This is a genomic window from Bacillus aerius (assembly GCF_029894105.1).
Taxonomy (GTDB): domain Bacteria; phylum Bacillota; class Bacilli; order Bacillales; family Bacillaceae; genus Bacillus; species Bacillus altitudinis.
This window is the reverse complement of sequence record NZ_JARYHO010000001.1, coordinates 3,756,847-3,772,495: the sequence shown is the minus strand read 5'-3', so window position 1 is coordinate 3,772,495 and position 15,649 is coordinate 3,756,847. Positions and strand designations below refer to the sequence as shown.

The window sequence follows — 15,649 nt, the reverse complement described above, 5'->3', positions numbered from 1 at the left end:
GAGATGGTCTTTTTTATATTCTTCCCGTGATATTTTGAATAGGGGTGAAGAGAGAACGGCTTTTTTCTCTCGTCCAATCCATTTGATCAATGTGGGATAGACTTTCAGAAAGTGTATTGGCCATAGACATTACAAGATGAAGACGTGTGTTTTGGAGAACGAAGTATTCCATAAAACCGCTCACGTTGACGATTCCATTAATGTGAATATTACCTACTTCTGGCAGCTCTTTTTGCACACCTGCACCGGGCTTTAACGGTCCTTCTCCAATTTGAAACGATCCTACACTTTTCACTCTCCCTAAACAGGCATCAACGGCTACGATAAATGGGTGTTTATGAGCTTGTTCAATTTCAGCGAGCTTTTCCTTTAAATTGACCGCATGCACTGGATCAGAGAGAGTGCCGTATACATGCAGCTTTTTTAAATCAAGACTTGAAAGCTTTGTTCCTACAAGTGGACCTAGAGAGTCACCGGTTGATCGGTCTGTTCCTATGCAGACGATGGCAACGGGTCTTTTTCCTGCTTTCTGGAGATGCGAGAATAAAATACTTTTAAGCTGCTGAATGGCATTTGTATCCGTATGGGACACGTATTCTTTCACCCTATTTCTTAAAAAAAGACCGTTCTTGCTATTCATAGGTCTCACTTCCTTGTCATAGTAGTTAGTATCAGTATACGGAAACAAGCTTAATTCTATACCTATGAGGTGATGATTGTGTGGAAGGCTGGTTCAAGGTGGACGCTTTTAATTTTAGGAAGCTTGATAGGAGCGGGATATGCCTCCGGTCAAGAAATTTGGCAGTTTTTTGGCCTTGATAGCGGACTAGCCATTCTACTGTTTACGCTCATGTTTATGCTGTCTACCTATGTGGTGTTAAAAATCAGTTATGAGGTGCGTGCCGATCATTTTGTGCCGGTGTTAGAGCGTCTTGTAGGTCCTTGGCTGGCCAAGGTGTATGATATTTTAATTGTTCTTTATCTATTCACGACAACAACAGTCATGATTGCCGGTGGCGGGGTGACACTTGAGATGTATCATGTGCCATTTTGGGTTGGAATCGGTGCATTTTGTTTATTCTCATTTATGATTTTTTTCTGGGATGTGAAAGGGCTCTTATCTGTGAATGCTTTCATTATACCAATTTTGGTGGCGGGGCTCATCTATGCGTTTGTTTTTTATTATATGAATCATGATCATATGTGGAGAATTGATTTTGGCCAGCAATACAATTGGCCTGCCAGTATCGTCTTTGCTTCTTTGAATATATTATCTGTTGTGGCGGTGCTGTCTTCAGTGGGGAAAGAAATGAAGGGGCTTGGAGAGGCCAAGGTTGCGAGTATATTAAGCGGTTTGATTTTTGGTGTCATTTCTTATGTGTATAACGAAATACTAGTTGATATTTCTGGGAGTCTTTCAGCAGAGGGGATTCCTTTGTTTACAGTATTAGAGGGGGCACCAACATCATTGTTTGTGTTTATGACCATTGTTCTTTGTTTAGCGATTTATACAACAACCGCTGCGGGATTATTTGGTTTATCCAGCCGCATGCTCTCTTTTGTACGAATGCCCCGCTGGTTCATTGTATTCATCATGCTTCTTTTGATGGCACCTTTAACCTCTCTTGGATTTGCTGATTTGATTGCTTTCTTGTATCCGATTTACAGCTTGCTCAATCTTTATTTGCTTGTCTGTTTAATGCTGTATCCGATTTTAAGTAAAAAGATATTTTTCCGTTCTAAAAATTATACTGATAAAATAAAATAAACACCTCTCTTTCAAAGAGAAGTGTTTATTTTATCCGAATGGAATCAATCGCTTCCTTGATATCGTCATATACAGGCATGTGCTGGAGACGCTGCATGCGTTCCTCTATTTCTGAGATGGCTTGTCCCTTTAAATGCTGGGATACATGCTGTTTGACAATGGTTGTCTGGTTCATCATGTCTTCTGTTTTGGACAATTGGTACTCCAAGTGCATGCGTGTGTTTGCCAATTCATCGTGAAGCCGCATTTTCAGCAATCGCTTTAAATCTTTTCGTTGTCCTTCTCTGCGCATGGCCTGAATAGCGGCAATTTCTTCAGGTGATTGCGATTGTGTTTGTGGTGCAGATTGACTTTCGAATACAGACATGGAGCGGCGGGCACTCACATTTTGCAAGAAACGCTGGGCGTCACTAGGAGGTTTATTTTGATTGATCATATGGCGACTCCTTTCTTAACGAATACCCATTTGCATCGCAAGGCGTCTATCTGCCTTGGCATAGTCATCACCCATTGTGTACATATGTCTTGAAAGGGTGGAAAGTTCTTGTTCGTAGTCTCTCAAGGTGTACAAGGCATTCAGTTGTTTTTCATGAGAATAAAAGGATGATTGCGGCTGCTCCATCCTTACTTCCTCTAACAGTGCTTCTACATCGCTATGGGTTAATAAATCATAGTGACCAAAGCCGACAAGTCCTTTCAGTTCTTGTTTTACATGATGGACGGCATCTTTTACACTATCATCAATTCCATCTATTTTCTCAAATACAGTGTGTACTTCATGTTCAATAATACTTTGTAGATCATAAGATGAATTTTTTAGTAAATGGGATTTTATGATAATTTCAAGCCCGCTTTGTGCATATGCACGGCCTGAATGGATTTCTTGTAAAAGCATCGCTGTAAAACTTGTATTGTGATCAAGCTGTTCATCTAAAATACGAGCGGTTCCATTTGAATGGAATGAATACCCATTTACTTTAAATTCTCCTGAAACGAGAGCTAAAAATGCATTTGTATCAAATGATTCGTTCCACTCTATATTCATTGATGCAAAAGCTGATCTTAAAAAGGTGTCAATTTCTCTTGGTTTATATTTTATGGATTCTTGGACCGATCCCTGCTCCCGGGGCGGTACGGTGTACTTGACTTGTCCAACTCCATGATCATGGCGATTGAGTAAACCTACATAATGATTGGGTTGAATATATTCTGTGAGAACATGGGTGTATTTTCCTTCTACTGCTTTTTGCTGAATGGAAGGTGCCAGGCTGCTCCATATATTTGGGCTATCGAATGTGATGGCTTTTTTGACAGCTGGCTGTTCTGTCGCAATGTAAGCACAAACAGCACCGGCAAGCGCTTGTCCAGTGAGATAGATGGTTGCATTCGGGTGCTTCTGACAGACGTCCTCGATGTATTCCTTCCCTTTAAAAAAGACATGATCTTGCTTTCCGGCTAAGGATTTTCTTTCAATGGGGTAGGCATAATCCGTTTTTAACAATGATTGGGTAGCCGTTTGAACATCTTGTGCCGATGTCACCGTCATTTGTTTTGGCAGAGGACAGTGAAACGCGACAATGAACTCATCTGACTGTTCCTGTTGCATCGTTAAACCATATAATTGATGATCTATTTTTAGAAAATCGTTGACAGTGAGCGTATGCTGACCTACTTCTATCGTATGGTTCTGCTGGTAATTCTCTGCGTTTCCAGCGTGATCGGATATGATTTTATAATCTTTGTCGGTTAATCTATCCTTTCGATTGACCATCGTACCTGCTCCCTCACATAACATTTATGCAGATATCATAAATCAAAAAATATGGAAAAACCACAGCGTTCTACCAATAAAAACCTTTTGACCTACAGTGTTTGTGACAATATTGAAAAAAAGCGGAGTTTAAGTAACTATTGGTCACAAATAAAATGATCTAAAAGAAGGGTTTTTTCTATAAAAAAGAACGGGATTGATACATGACAGCGGCTCTTTATTTTGTGCATTGCTCTCTATCGTCGTTTTTTTGTACAATAGATTTAATGAAGTAAGCAAGAGAGGTGAATGCTGATGGCAGACAAAGCATTTGGGTTACATGACGTCGTTGAAATGAAAAAACCCCATCCATGTGGCGCCAATCGGTGGAAAGTCATTCGTTTGGGCATGGATATTCGTATTAAATGCGAAGGGTGTGGGCACAGCGTGATGATCCCAAGAAGAGATTTTGAACGAAAAATGAAGAAAATTCTCGTCAAGCATGAGGAGCCAACTGCTTAAGTAGGCCTCATGCTTTTTTGATGAAATTTGTCTTTTGTTCAGAGAAACAGCTGTAATTTCTCATTTTAAAGCTCCGATTTAGTCTTTTTGGTAATGTTTCTTCTATTGAAAATGCATGATGGTTAGCTTGTCTTTTCATGTAAACCTACTTATAATTGCTCTAGGTTCATATTACGCAGTATAACGAGCACGTTTCATATAGAGGAGATGAAAGAATGGCTTTAACAGCTGGTATTGTTGGCTTACCTAACGTCGGGAAGTCAACGCTATTTAATGCAATTACACAGGCTGGAGCGGAGTCTGCTAACTATCCGTTCTGTACCATTGATCCAAACGTCGGAATTGTAGAAGTTCCAGACGAGCGTTTGCAAAAACTGACAGAATTAGTGCAGCCAAAAAAGACAGTTCCGACTGCTTTCGAATTCACTGATATTGCTGGTATTGTGAAAGGGGCATCTAAAGGAGAAGGTTTAGGGAATAAATTCCTTTCTCACATTCGTCAAGTAGATGCAATCTGTCACGTGGTGAGAGCTTTTGCTGATGATAACATTACACATGTGTCAGGTAAGGTTGACCCAGTGTCAGATATTGAAACGATTAATTTAGAATTGATTTTGGCTGATCTAGAAACGGTTGAAAAGCGTTTAACTCGTGTGAGTAAGCTTGCGAAACAAAAAGATAAGGAAGCGGTAGCTGAATTTGATATTTTGGAAAAGCTGAAGGACGCATTTGAAGCTGGAAAATCTGCAAGATCGGTTGAATTTACAGATGAGCAGCAGAAGCTTGTGAAGCAACTTCATTTACTCACGTCAAAACCTATTCTGTATGTAGCAAATGTGAGTGAGGACGAAGTAGCAGATCAGGACGGAAACGAATATGTACAGCAAATTCGTGAGTTTGCATCTGGCGAAAACGCTGAAGTCATCGTCGTTTGTGCGAAGATTGAGTCTGAAATTGCAGAGCTTGAAGGAGAAGAGAAGCAAATGTTCCTTGAAGAGCTTGGCATTAAAGAATCAGGTCTAGATCAGCTGATTAAAGCGTCTTATTCACTTCTAGGTTTAGCTACGTATTTCACAGCAGGTGAGCAAGAAGTGCGCGCTTGGACATTTAAAAAAGGAATGAAGGCGCCGGAATGTGCTGGAATCATTCATACGGACTTCGAGCGTGGATTTATTCGTGCTGAAACGGTTGCTTATGAAGATTTACTAGCTGGCGGAAGTATGTCTGCTGCAAAAGAAGCAGGAAAAGTTCGTTTAGAAGGTAAAGAATATATAGTGAAAGATGGAGACGTCATTCATTTCCGTTTTAACGTATAGGTTCTTGTCATAGGCCAAGTAATTTGTTATAATATACAATTGTGAGTAATATAATTTATTGCTCCTTGCCCGTATAGGGCCGCTTAGACCAAAAGGAGGTGCAATCAGATGAGAAAGTACGAAGTTATGTACATCATCCGCCCAACAGTTGACGATGAGGCTAAAAAAGCAGTTATCGACCGTTTTAATAACGTGTTAACTTCTAACGGTGCGGAGATCACTGGAACAAAGGATTGGGGTAAACGTCGTCTTGCATACGAAATCAACGATTTCCGTGAAGGCTTCTACCAAATCGTAAACGTTCAATCTGACGCTGCAGCAGTTCAAGAATTTGACCGCTTAGCTAAGATCAGTGACGATATCATTCGCCACATTGTTGTTAAAGAAGAAGAATAAATCATTGAAATATATATTTAAAGGTGGTCTTTCAATATGCTAAACCGTGTTGTATTGGTCGGAAGACTAACAAAAGACCCTGAGCTTCGCTACACGCCTAATGGTGCGGCTGTAGCCACGTTTACTCTAGCTGTGAATCGTACGTTTACGAATCAATCTGGAGAGCGTGAAGCCGATTTCATTAACTGTGTTACTTGGAGAAGACAAGCCGAGAACGTGGCTAATTTCTTGAAAAAAGGAAGTCTTGCCGGTGTAGACGGTCGCTTGCAGACAAGAAACTATGAAAACCAGCAAGGACAGCGTGTCTTCGTGACAGAAGTTCAAGCTGAAAGTGTTCAATTTCTTGAGCCTAAAAGCGGCGGTGCTGGTTCAGGTGGATACAGCGGCGGTGGCAATAGCGGAGGCCAGTATTATGGCGGCAGCCAAAATGATCAGAATCCATTTGGAAATGAACCAAGTCAAAATCCATATGGCAATCAAAACAACCAAAATCGTAATCAGGGAAATAGCTTCAATGATGACCCATTTGCGAATGATGGTAAACCGATTGACATCTCCGATGATGATTTGCCATTCTAATTGATCTGAAAAAAATGACCAAAGGAAAGGTGTGAAAACAAATGGCAGGTGGACGCAGAGGCGGTCGTGCGAAACGTCGTAAAGTATGTTTCTTTACTTCTAACGGAATCACGCACATCGATTACAAAGATGTTGATCTTCTTAGAAAGTTTGTTTCTGAGCGTGGTAAAATTTTACCTCGTCGTGTAACAGGAACTAGCGCTAAGTATCAACGTAAATTGACATTAGCGATTAAAAAATCACGTCAAATGGCATTACTTCCATACGTTACTGGTGAGTAAGTCGTTGACTTAAAAGCGAAGGGCCTTGAGCTCTTCGCTTTTTTTATTTGTCTCACTTTTATGAGAAAGTCGTTTCTGGCAGTCTAACTAGGGGAAGTATGTAAAAAGAGAGTCAACGTGACAGTTTGTTCTATACAAATACTAGGTTAATCTGTCATATTGGTATTTTAAAATATACTTGCAGTCAGGGCGTGGGAAGATGATTGAATTTAAGAATGTATCGATGCAATTTTCTGATGACCGCTATGCCGTTCAATCTGTTGATTTGGAGATTCAGAAAGGTGAATTTTTTGTATTGATTGGACCTAGTGGAAGCGGGAAAACGACGACTTTGAAAATGATCAATCGTCTCATCTCTTCTACAGAAGGTGAGATTTACATAAAGGGTCGAACCATCAGCGATTATGATATTTATGAGCTACGCTGGGATATTGGTTATGTGCTTCAGCAAATAGCGTTGTTCCCTCATATGACCATAGAAGAGAATATTGCTGTAGTGCCAGAGCTGAAACAATGGAAGCGGACTGAGACGAATCAGCGTGTTGATGAGTTGATGTTCATGGTGGGGCTTGAGCCTGCTACCTATCGACATCGAAAGCCAGCAGAGCTTTCAGGAGGACAGCAGCAGCGAGTCGGCGTAGCGCGGGCGCTTGCTGCTGATCCTGAGATTGTCCTAATGGATGAACCTTTTAGTGCGTTAGATCCACTGACGAGAGAGAAATTACAAGATGATCTGCTTGAGTTACAGCGGCGTATTCAAAAGACCATCGTTTTTGTGACACATGATATGCAGGAAGCCATGAAGCTTGGAGATCGGATATGTGTGATGAATGAAGGGAAAGTGGTGCAGGTTGGACGCCCAGAGGAATTGATTCAGCATCCAGTGAATCCATTTGTGCGGGAGTTTGTTTCAGGAGCTGCCCGCCATGTAGACCATCAAGCATTTGAGTTGACAACTATTTCTCACCCCATGCCTCAAGATGATCTGTTAGGCGATGAGGCGGTCTCCATCCATGCGACGCTGGAAGAGGTTTTATCTCGACTGGCAGAGCATGAAGAGCTTGTTGTTGAGAAGGATGGGGAACGGATCGGGCTCATCACTCGTCAAGCGGTGATTCAGTATTTAGCCGGTACTTCTGCTGAGAGGGGCGAGACACATGAATGAATGGACCAGTGTGCTATGGGCTCGAAAAGATCAGCTCGGACACGCCTTACTTGAGCATATTCAAATTTCCTTCATTGCGTTATTTCTAGCGATTTTGATTGCCATTCCTTTAGGGATTTATTTAACGAGAGTCCCTAAGATAGCAGAGTGGATCATTGGGGTGACGGCTGTCTTGCAAACAATTCCGTCTTTGGCGCTGCTTGGACTGCTGATTCCTCTCGTTGGGATTGGTCAAGTGCCCGCAATTATCGCTCTTGTCGTCTATGCTCTTCTTCCTATTTTAAGGAACACATATACAGGCATTCGTGAGGTCGATCCATCGCTGCGAGAAGCGGCGCTCGCTATGGGAATGAATCACCGCAAACGCTTATTAAAAGTAGAACTCCCTCTTGCTATGCCGGTGATCATGGCAGGTATCCGAACGGGGATGGTCCTCATTGTAGGGACAGCCACTCTTGCAGCTCTTATTGGGGCAGGTGGATTAGGGAGTCTGATTCTGCTTGGAATTGATCGAAATGATATGTCTTTGATCATCATTGGTGCTATTCCAGCTGCATTACTTGCGCTCTTATTTGATGTGGTCTTGCGGACACTTGAGAAAATCTCCTTTAAAAAAACCGTGATCTCTGTGACGGTCTTTGCTGTAATAGCAGGAGCAGTTGTCGCTACCCCATTGCTGTTTCAACAAGAAAAGAAAGAGATCACCATTGGAGGGAAGCTGGGGTCAGAGCCTGAAATTTTGATCTCTATGTATAAGCTTTTAATTGAGCAGGATACAGATATCCAAGTCAATCTTAAGCCTGGTCTTGGTAAGACGTCCTTTGTTTTTCAAGCACTGCGGTCTGGTGATATTGACATCTATCCTGAATTTACAGGGACAGCGATTTCTGAATTTCTGAAAGAAACAGCGAAAAGCACGGATAAGGAAAAAGTGTATGAGCAAGCGCGCCAAGGTTTGGCGTCATCCTTTCAGCTTCAGCTTCTTCAGCCGATGGCTTATAACAATACATATGCTTTAGCCGTGCCTCAATCACTAGCGGAACAATATGATTTATCAAAGATTTCAGATCTGGGTCAAATCAAGAATCGTATACGTGCTGGCTTTACTTTAGAGTTTTCTGATCGTCAGGATGGATATTTAGGCATTCAAAAAGCTTATCAGTTTTCTTTTGACGATGTGGTCACGATGGAACCGAAACTTCGATATCGAGCCCTTCAAAAAGGGAATATCCAGTTGGTCGATGCGTATTCAACAGACAGTGAATTGAGACAATACAAGTTGAAGGTGCTTGATGATGACAAGCATGTTTTCCCGCCCTATCAAGGAGCGCCCTTGCTAAGACAAGAGACATTAAAAGAGTATCCTGAGATTGAGGCCTCTCTCAACAAGCTCGCTGGTCAAATCACAGATGATGAGATGAGAGAAATGAATTACGAAGTCAATGTGAAGGGGAAAGATGCATTTCAAGTAGCCGAAGCCTATTTAAAAAAGAAAACATTGCTTCAATAATCAAGGGGAAGCAGGTCTGCTATATAAAAAGCGGCCTGCTTTTGAAAAGAAAAAAACAAAAATCATTGACATCTATTTCAAAAAAGAATATCCTTAATTCGAGATAAATATATTTTTTGGTCATATATCTCGAATTCGAGATAATATAAAAGCTTCAGTCAAGACATAATGAGTAGAGACATGTTACGTCATGAAGAGGAGGTCATTAGAAGTGAAGAAAACAGAAGGAATTCACCATATCACAGCAATTGTTGGTCATCCTCAGGAGAACGTTGATTTTTATGCAGGTGTTTTAGGTCTGCGTCTCGTGAAAAAGACCGTCAATTTTGATGATCCAGGCACATACCATTTATATTTTGGAAATGAAGGAGGTTCTCCAGGTACCATTATTACGTTTTTCCCTTGGCCAGGTGCACAAAAGGGACAAATTGGAGCAGGTCAAGTAGGTGTGACAACATATGTCGTACCGACCGGTGCCTTCTCTTTTTGGAAGGAACGCCTTGAGCAGTTTGACGTTTCTTATGAAATGATTGAACGCTTTGGTGAGGCCTTTCTCTCATTTGAAGATCCGCACGGTTTATTGATAGAACTTGTAGAGCGTGAAGAAGGAAAACAGAATGACTGGACATTTAATGGGGTGACACCAGAAGTAGCGATTAAAGGGTTTGGCGGAGCTGTTTTATTAACTTCACAGCCTGAGCAAACGATGCAGCTACTAGAGCAAACGATGGGACTTGAAAAAGTCGGCACAGAAGGAGATTATGTGAGATTCCGTTCGTTTGGAGAAATCGGCAATGTCATTGATGTGAACAAGACACCTGTTGCACGAGGACGTATGGGCGTGGGAGTTGTACATCATATTGCGTGGAGAGCAACAGATGATCAGGATCAATTAGATTGGCAAAGACATGTTGCGCAAAGCGGATATCAAGTGACGCCTGTGCAAGATCGAAATTATTTCAATGCGATTTATTTTAGAGAGCTTGGCGGCATATTATTTGAGATTGCGACCGATCCTCCAGGGTTTGCACACGATGAATCTGTGGAAACGATGGGTGAAGCGTTGAAACTGCCACCGCAATATGAGGCGCAGCGTAGTCAAATTGAACAAATCGTGCTGCCGATTGAGGTAAGAGAAATCAAAGGGAAAGGAGATTCATGATGAAGCATCTTTTTCAAAAAGGAAAGAATGAACAAAAACCTGTCCTTCTCATGCTGCATGGAACTGGCGGGACAGAGCATGATTTATTGCCGCTTGCAGAAGTGGTAGACCCTGAAGCATCTGTTCTTAGTGTGAGAGGAAATGTATCAGAAAACGGCATGCCGCGTTTTTTCAGGCGTTTGGCAGAGGGTGTTTTTGATGAGCAAGATTTAATTGAGCGTACAGAGGAATTATATACATTTATCGGGGAAGCAGCAGATAAGTATGGATTTGATCGTCACAATGTGGTAGCCATCGGCTATTCAAACGGGGCGAACATTGCTGGAAGTCTGTTATTCCATTACGGAGATGCGTTGAAAGGAGCGATCCTGCATCATCCAATGGTCCCAAGACGAGGGGTTTCATTACCTTCATTAGCGGGGAAACAAGTCTTTATAGCAGCTGGTGAAAATGACCCAATGTGTCGTCCTGAGGAATCTCAGGAACTGGAGCAACTGCTTCAGGAGGCGGGAGCATCCGTAACGCTTCATTGGGAAAATCGTGGACATCAACTAACGAGAGAAGAAGTCGATGCTGCGGCATTGTGGTATCGTCGTCAATTTAAATAAGGTGGGGAATACAGGTGGGATTTTTACAGAAGCTATTTGGGCAAACCAAACAAAAGGAGATGGAACAAGTGGAAAACGTAAAACTAGCGATTATTTATTATAGTTCAACAGGTACAAACTATCAGATGGCAAAATGGGCTGAGGCTGGAGCGAAAGAAGCTGGTGCTGAAGTCAAAATTTTAAAGGTTCCTGAATTGGCACCAGAAGCAGTTGTTGCATCAAATCCAGCATGGAAAGCACATTTAGATGAAACAAAAGATGTCCCTGAGGTTCAGTTAAGTGACTTAGAGTGGGCAGATGCCATTATTTTCAGCATGCCGACACGTTTCGGTAACTTACCGGCTCAAATGAAGCAATTCTTAGACACAACAGGCGGTTTATGGTTCCAAGGGAAACTAGCAAACAAAGCAGTGAGTGCGATGACATCTGCACAAAACCCAAATGGCGGACAGGAGCAGACAGTTCTGAGCCTTTATACAACGATGTTCCACTGGGGAGCCATTATTGCCGCTCCTGGATACACGGATGATTCCTTATACGGCGCAGGGGGTAACCCTTACGGTGTGAGTGTGACTGTTGACCAAAATGGAAAGATCCAAGAGGATGCAGAAGCAGCCGCAAAACATCAGGCGAAACGTACAGTAAATGTAGCAGAATGGATCAAAAAAGGTCAAAACGCTTAATAGATGTATACAAAAAGAATGCAGCCACTCCGCTGCATTCTTTTTTCATTAATAAGGATCTGAAGGTGTGCTGTTGTTGATCGCATCGTTGACAGCCTGTGCCGCGCCTGTTGATCCAATGGGTCCGCTTGGCTCCTCTTGTTTGAAGGCTTTTAAGCCATCGGCCACACGTTTTCCGTAGTCAGGATCAGCTTTTGTGAAGTTTTCGATCATTTGGTCTTGGATGTCTTTTTGACAGGTAGCTAAGGTGTTGACTAAGTTTTTAATCAGTTCCTCACGTTCCCAATCATTGAAGCGGCGATAGGTTTCTCCGGCTTGTCCGAAATTGTTCGGGCGGTCAATGGCTTCCCGTTTGACTTCACCCTCTACAAAAGGCGTATGATCCTTTCCATCTTGCTGCGCTTCTTTTAATCCCCCGAGAATGGACGGTTCATAATTCACATGGGGGTTTTGTCCTTTTCCTTGATCCACATGATATTCCATTTGCCCATCTTGCTGATTGGTGGCAACATGCTTTTTCGGTGCATTGATCGGCAGCTGTAAATAATTTGGCCCGACACGATATCGCTGCGTATCAGAGTATGAGAAGGTACGTCCTTGCAGCAATTTATCATCTGAGAAATCTAATCCGTCTACAAGAACCCCCGTCCCAAAGGCAACCTGTTCCACTTCTGCAAAATAATTTTCTGGATTTTTGTTTAGCACCATTCGTCCGATCGGTTTCCATGGATAGTCATCCTTGTACCAGAGCTTTGTCGGATCGAGTGGATCAAAGTCTAGATGGGGGTGGGTGTCATCTTCCATGATTTGCGCGTATACTTCCCATTCAGGATGCTCTCCTTGATCAATGGCTTCATATAAATCCTGTGTGGCATGATTAAAGTTTTCCCCTTGAATGGCTTGGGCTTGTTCTTGTGTCAGGTTGCGAATTCCTTGCTTTGGTTCAAAGTGATATTTGACCAACACTGCTTTTCCTTCATGATTCACCCATTTATAGGCATGGACGCCAGAGCCTTGCATGTGCCGGTATGTGGCAGGAATGCCCCATGGCGAGAAGAGAAATGTCACCATATGTGTTGCTTCAGGTGATTGTGAAACGAAATCAAAAATGCGCTCACCATCCTGACGATTGGTGACAGGGTCAGGCTTAAAGGCATGAACCAAATCAGGGAATTTCAAAGCATCTCGAATAAAGAAAATTTTGAGGTTGTTCCCAACGAGATCCCAGTTGCCGTCTTCTGTATAAAATTTGATCGCAAATCCCCGCGGATCGCGTAAAGTTTCTGGTGAATGTCCGCCGTGAATAACAGAAGAGAATCGAACGAAGACAGGGGTCTTTTTTCCTTTCTCCTGAAATAATTTGGCTCTTGTATAAGTGGAAATGGGTTCGTCACCGAATGTACCGTAGGCTTCAAAGTATCCGTGTGCGCCAGCACCTCGTGCGTGAACGACACGTTCAGGGATGCGTTCACGATCAAAATGACTGATTTTCTCTAGGAAATCGTAGTTTTCAAGCGTAGTCGGTCCTCTATTCCCAACGGTTCTCATGTTTTGATTATCTGTTACCGGGTGACCTTGTCGATTCGTCAAGGTTTCTTCTGACTCTGAAGATGATGTAGACTGTTGATCTTCTTTCAAGGTAGAATCCCTCCTTCAATATCTCCCTAACAATATGGTCCTGTTGCTCCCTATTTCATACAAGGATTGATATAATGAGTGAAAACTTTTATGAGGAGCGGACCTAATGATTCGATTACACTGCCTTCACGCACATCCATCTAATATTTCTTACATTGACGACGCTTTCTATGACACAGGATTTGATCTGCATCACATCGTCGATTCATCATTTATGGAACGAGCCAAACAAGATCCCGCATTTGATCTTGAGCAGCAGCAAACCTATGCCATCAACAGACTCATGCAAGAAGGAGAGGCTGATCTTGTTTTATTAACGTGTACACAATACATTGCGGCTTTGGGGGAGCAGCAGCACCTGTTCAAACAACCAATTGTTCCGATAGATGAGCCGTTATTTGAGCAGATTTGTGAGCGAGAGGGTCCGCTTCAGCTGGTGTTTTCAAACCCAGATACAGTAGAAGGAACGATGAAGCGACTGTCTTCATATGTAAAAGAGCGGGGAAAGCAGTTGAAGGCAGAAGTGGTTGTGCTAGAGGATGTCTTTCATCTTTGCTTGAACGGTGATATACAAGCCTACCATGAGCAAATCATGGAACAGTTAAGGCAATCTGTGAAGCAGCATGGAGATATTTGTGTAATGCAGCTCTCGATGGTTCACGCTGCAAAGCAGGTGGAGCAGGAAACAGGAGTGTCCATCATTCATCCGCTTTCACCACTTAAACCATTTGTTTATCAAAAAATAACGGCTTTAAAAGAGTGAACCCGTCAGGTTCGCTCTTTTTGTATAGAAACGTAAATGGGATGACATGTTAAAAAAATAATGGAGCGCAAACTATTTTTAACAGGTGCGCGTCTATCCAATGTAAGAAATAACAGATGCGCATTTAAGATAAAGGAGCTCTTTGTAAAATGAAGAAACGAAAGATTGATGATCAATTTGCGGATTACGTAATGGAGCATAAACACAGTTTTTATCGATTGTCCTATAGCTATGTCAAAAACCCAGAAGATGCGATGGATGTCGTTCAAGAGGCGATTCATAAAGCACTCAAATCTGTTCACCGATTAGAGGATGCGACCAAGATGCATAGCTGGTTTTATAAAATCGTCGTAAACGCTGCCCTCGACTTTTTACGAAAGAAGAAGCGTGTGCAAGTGACAGACGATGACACGCTGGAATTTTTATCACAGGGTGAATCGGATGTCTATGAGGATCAAGATGTCAGACGGGCGATAGAAGATTTGCCGGAGATGTATCGGGTCATCATTATATTAAGATTCTTTGAGGATTTAAAGCTAGAGGACATTGCTCATATTCTTGGAGAAAATGAAAACACCATTAAAACAAGATTATATAAGGCGTTGCGGCTTTTAAAAGTAGAATTATCGCAGGAGGAAATATAAATGGATAAGCATTTGGAACAGTTAAAAGAGGAATATCTAGAAATCCCTATTCCCCCGGAATACGATGCTATGGTTGAACGGACATTAAAACGAAAAAACAAGAAACCTCATTTTCAGAAATGGACGATCGGACTTGTTGCTGCGGCTGCTTTATTTGTCACCACTGTAAATGTCAGTCCGCAGGCAGCAAGAGCGATTTCAGAAGTACCCGTCATTGGAGAGCTTGTGAAAGTCGTGACGTTCACAGAATTTAAAAAGAGCGATCAGGGAACAAATATTGATCTCAAAACACCACATGTTTCAGGGCTTGGGGACGGAAAATTACAAGACAGCCTGAATCAAAAATATTTAGCTGAAAACAAAAAGCTGTATCAAGATTTTGAAAAGGAAACAAAGGGTTATAAAAATGGTCATTTGAGTGTAGAGAGCGGATATGAAGTAAGAACAAACAATGATCAAATTCTTTCACTAGGTCGATACAAGGTGACGACTCAGGCTTCTGCGGCAGAGGAAATGACATATGATACGGTGGATAAGAAAAACCATGTACTCATTACATTACCAAGTCTATTTAAAGATGACCGTTATATTGATGTGATTAGTGAAAATATTAAAGAACAAATGAAGAAACAGATGAAAGAGGATTCAAATAAGATTTACTGGATGACGAAGCAAGATACGGTTGATCCGTTTAAGAAGATTCAGCCAGATCAAAGCTTCTATATCAATTCAAAAGGCAAACTGGTGATTTCCTTCAACGAATATGATGTGGCGCCTGGTTACATGGGTGTAGTTGAATTCACGATTCCAACAAGCGTGCTAAAGGATATTCTCGTCAGCGATATGTACATTCATTAAAAGAAG

The 15,649-nt window shown here is 42.0% G+C and carries 18 protein-coding genes; 14 read left to right on the top strand and 4 right to left on the bottom strand.

What is annotated here, in order from left to right; translation table 11 throughout:
* Window positions 1-13 precede the first annotated feature (13 nt).
* The gene (gene yyaC, locus M2353_RS19530; RefSeq protein WP_025208343.1) at window positions 14-640 is read right to left on the bottom strand and encodes a spore protease YyaC; all 627 of its coding nucleotides are present in this window, start codon (window positions 638-640) and stop codon (window positions 14-16) included.
* 72 nt (window positions 641-712) lie between these two features.
* Here yyaC and M2353_RS19525 point away from each other — a divergent pair, with 72 nt between their 5' ends.
* Entirely contained in the window at window positions 713-1,768 is a 1,056-nt protein-coding gene (locus M2353_RS19525; protein WP_079919768.1) for a YkvI family membrane protein, read from the top strand.
* Window positions 1,769-1,793: 25 nt separating this feature from the next.
* Here M2353_RS19525 and M2353_RS19520 read toward each other — a convergent pair whose 3' ends face one another.
* Window positions 1,794-2,204 carry a hypothetical protein gene (locus M2353_RS19520; RefSeq protein ID WP_007497462.1) on the bottom strand — a complete coding sequence of 137 codons (411 nt, stop codon included), beginning with the start codon at window positions 2,202-2,204 and terminating at the stop codon, window positions 1,794-1,796.
* Between the two features lie 15 nt (window positions 2,205-2,219).
* Complete coding sequence (locus tag M2353_RS19515) at window positions 2,220-3,539, bottom strand: hydrolase (protein WP_284725950.1); 1,320 nt, start codon at window positions 3,537-3,539, stop codon at window positions 2,220-2,222.
* Window positions 3,540-3,833: 294 nt separating this feature from the next.
* Between M2353_RS19515 and M2353_RS19510 the strand changes: the two genes are divergently transcribed.
* The 10 genes from M2353_RS19510 (at window position 3,834) to wrbA (ending at window position 11,740) form a co-directional block, all read left to right on the top strand.
* Window positions 3,834-4,040: a DUF951 domain-containing protein gene (locus M2353_RS19510; protein ID WP_008347561.1), complete on the top strand. Its 207-nt coding sequence runs from the start codon at window positions 3,834-3,836 to the stop codon at window positions 4,038-4,040.
* A 215-nt stretch (window positions 4,041-4,255) separates the two neighbouring features.
* A complete protein-coding gene (ychF, locus tag M2353_RS19505; protein WP_007497458.1) occupies window positions 4,256-5,356 on the top strand; it encodes a redox-regulated ATPase YchF in 1,101 nt (366 codons plus the stop codon).
* 108 nt (window positions 5,357-5,464) lie between these two features.
* Window positions 5,465-5,752, top strand: a complete 288-nt coding sequence (gene rpsF / locus M2353_RS19500; RefSeq protein WP_008347557.1) for a 30S ribosomal protein S6 — start codon at window positions 5,465-5,467, stop codon at window positions 5,750-5,752.
* Between the two features lie 36 nt (window positions 5,753-5,788).
* A complete protein-coding gene (ssbA, locus tag M2353_RS19495) occupies window positions 5,789-6,331 on the top strand; it encodes a single-stranded DNA-binding protein SsbA (RefSeq protein ID WP_007497456.1) in 543 nt (180 codons plus the stop codon).
* Between the two features lie 41 nt (window positions 6,332-6,372).
* Entirely contained in the window at window positions 6,373-6,612 is a 240-nt protein-coding gene (gene rpsR / locus M2353_RS19490) for a 30S ribosomal protein S18 (RefSeq protein ID WP_008347556.1), read from the top strand.
* Between the two features lie 199 nt (window positions 6,613-6,811).
* On the top strand, window positions 6,812-7,777 hold the full coding sequence (locus tag M2353_RS19485; RefSeq protein WP_284725949.1) for an ABC transporter ATP-binding protein: 966 nt from the start codon (window positions 6,812-6,814) through the stop codon (window positions 7,775-7,777).
* Window positions 7,770-9,287 (top strand): ABC transporter permease/substrate-binding protein, encoded by a 1,518-nt coding sequence (locus tag M2353_RS19480; RefSeq protein WP_284725948.1) that lies wholly within the window; start codon window positions 7,770-7,772, stop codon window positions 9,285-9,287. The genes M2353_RS19485 and M2353_RS19480 overlap by 8 nt, the downstream gene beginning before the upstream one ends.
* Window positions 9,288-9,477: 190 nt before the next feature.
* Complete coding sequence (locus tag M2353_RS19475; RefSeq protein WP_007497450.1) at window positions 9,478-10,449, top strand: ring-cleaving dioxygenase; 972 nt, start codon at window positions 9,478-9,480, stop codon at window positions 10,447-10,449.
* Window positions 10,446-11,057 carry an alpha/beta hydrolase gene (locus tag M2353_RS19470; protein WP_058214363.1) on the top strand — a complete coding sequence of 204 codons (612 nt, stop codon included), beginning with the start codon at window positions 10,446-10,448 and terminating at the stop codon, window positions 11,055-11,057. The genes M2353_RS19475 and M2353_RS19470 overlap by 4 nt, the downstream gene beginning before the upstream one ends.
* A 59-nt stretch (window positions 11,058-11,116) precedes the next feature.
* Window positions 11,117-11,740 carry an NAD(P)H:quinone oxidoreductase gene (wrbA, locus tag M2353_RS19465; protein ID WP_045034926.1) on the top strand — a complete coding sequence of 208 codons (624 nt, stop codon included), beginning with the start codon at window positions 11,117-11,119 and terminating at the stop codon, window positions 11,738-11,740.
* 48 nt (window positions 11,741-11,788) lie between these two features.
* Here the strand turns inward: wrbA and katX are convergent, their stop codons facing one another.
* Window positions 11,789-13,288 carry a catalase KatX gene (gene katX, locus M2353_RS19460; protein WP_425332888.1) on the bottom strand — a complete coding sequence of 500 codons (1,500 nt, stop codon included), beginning with the start codon at window positions 13,286-13,288 and terminating at the stop codon, window positions 11,789-11,791.
* A gap of 196 nt (window positions 13,289-13,484) precedes the next feature.
* Between katX and M2353_RS19455 the strand changes: the two genes are divergently transcribed.
* The 3 genes from M2353_RS19455 to rsiV all read left to right on the top strand — a co-directional run bounded on the left by M2353_RS19455 (window position 13,485) and on the right by rsiV (window position 15,643).
* Entirely contained in the window at window positions 13,485-14,141 is a 657-nt protein-coding gene (locus tag M2353_RS19455; protein ID WP_061420814.1) for a hypothetical protein, read from the top strand.
* A 149-nt stretch (window positions 14,142-14,290) separates the two neighbouring features.
* Window positions 14,291-14,785, top strand: coding sequence for an RNA polymerase sigma factor SigV (locus M2353_RS19450; RefSeq protein ID WP_007497431.1), 495 nt, complete (start codon window positions 14,291-14,293; stop codon window positions 14,783-14,785).
* The gene (rsiV, locus tag M2353_RS19445; protein WP_052320957.1) at window positions 14,786-15,643 is read left to right on the top strand and encodes an anti-sigma-V factor RsiV; all 858 of its coding nucleotides are present in this window, start codon (window positions 14,786-14,788) and stop codon (window positions 15,641-15,643) included. It begins immediately after the preceding gene.
* The last annotated feature ends 6 nt before the right edge of the window (window positions 15,644-15,649 follow it).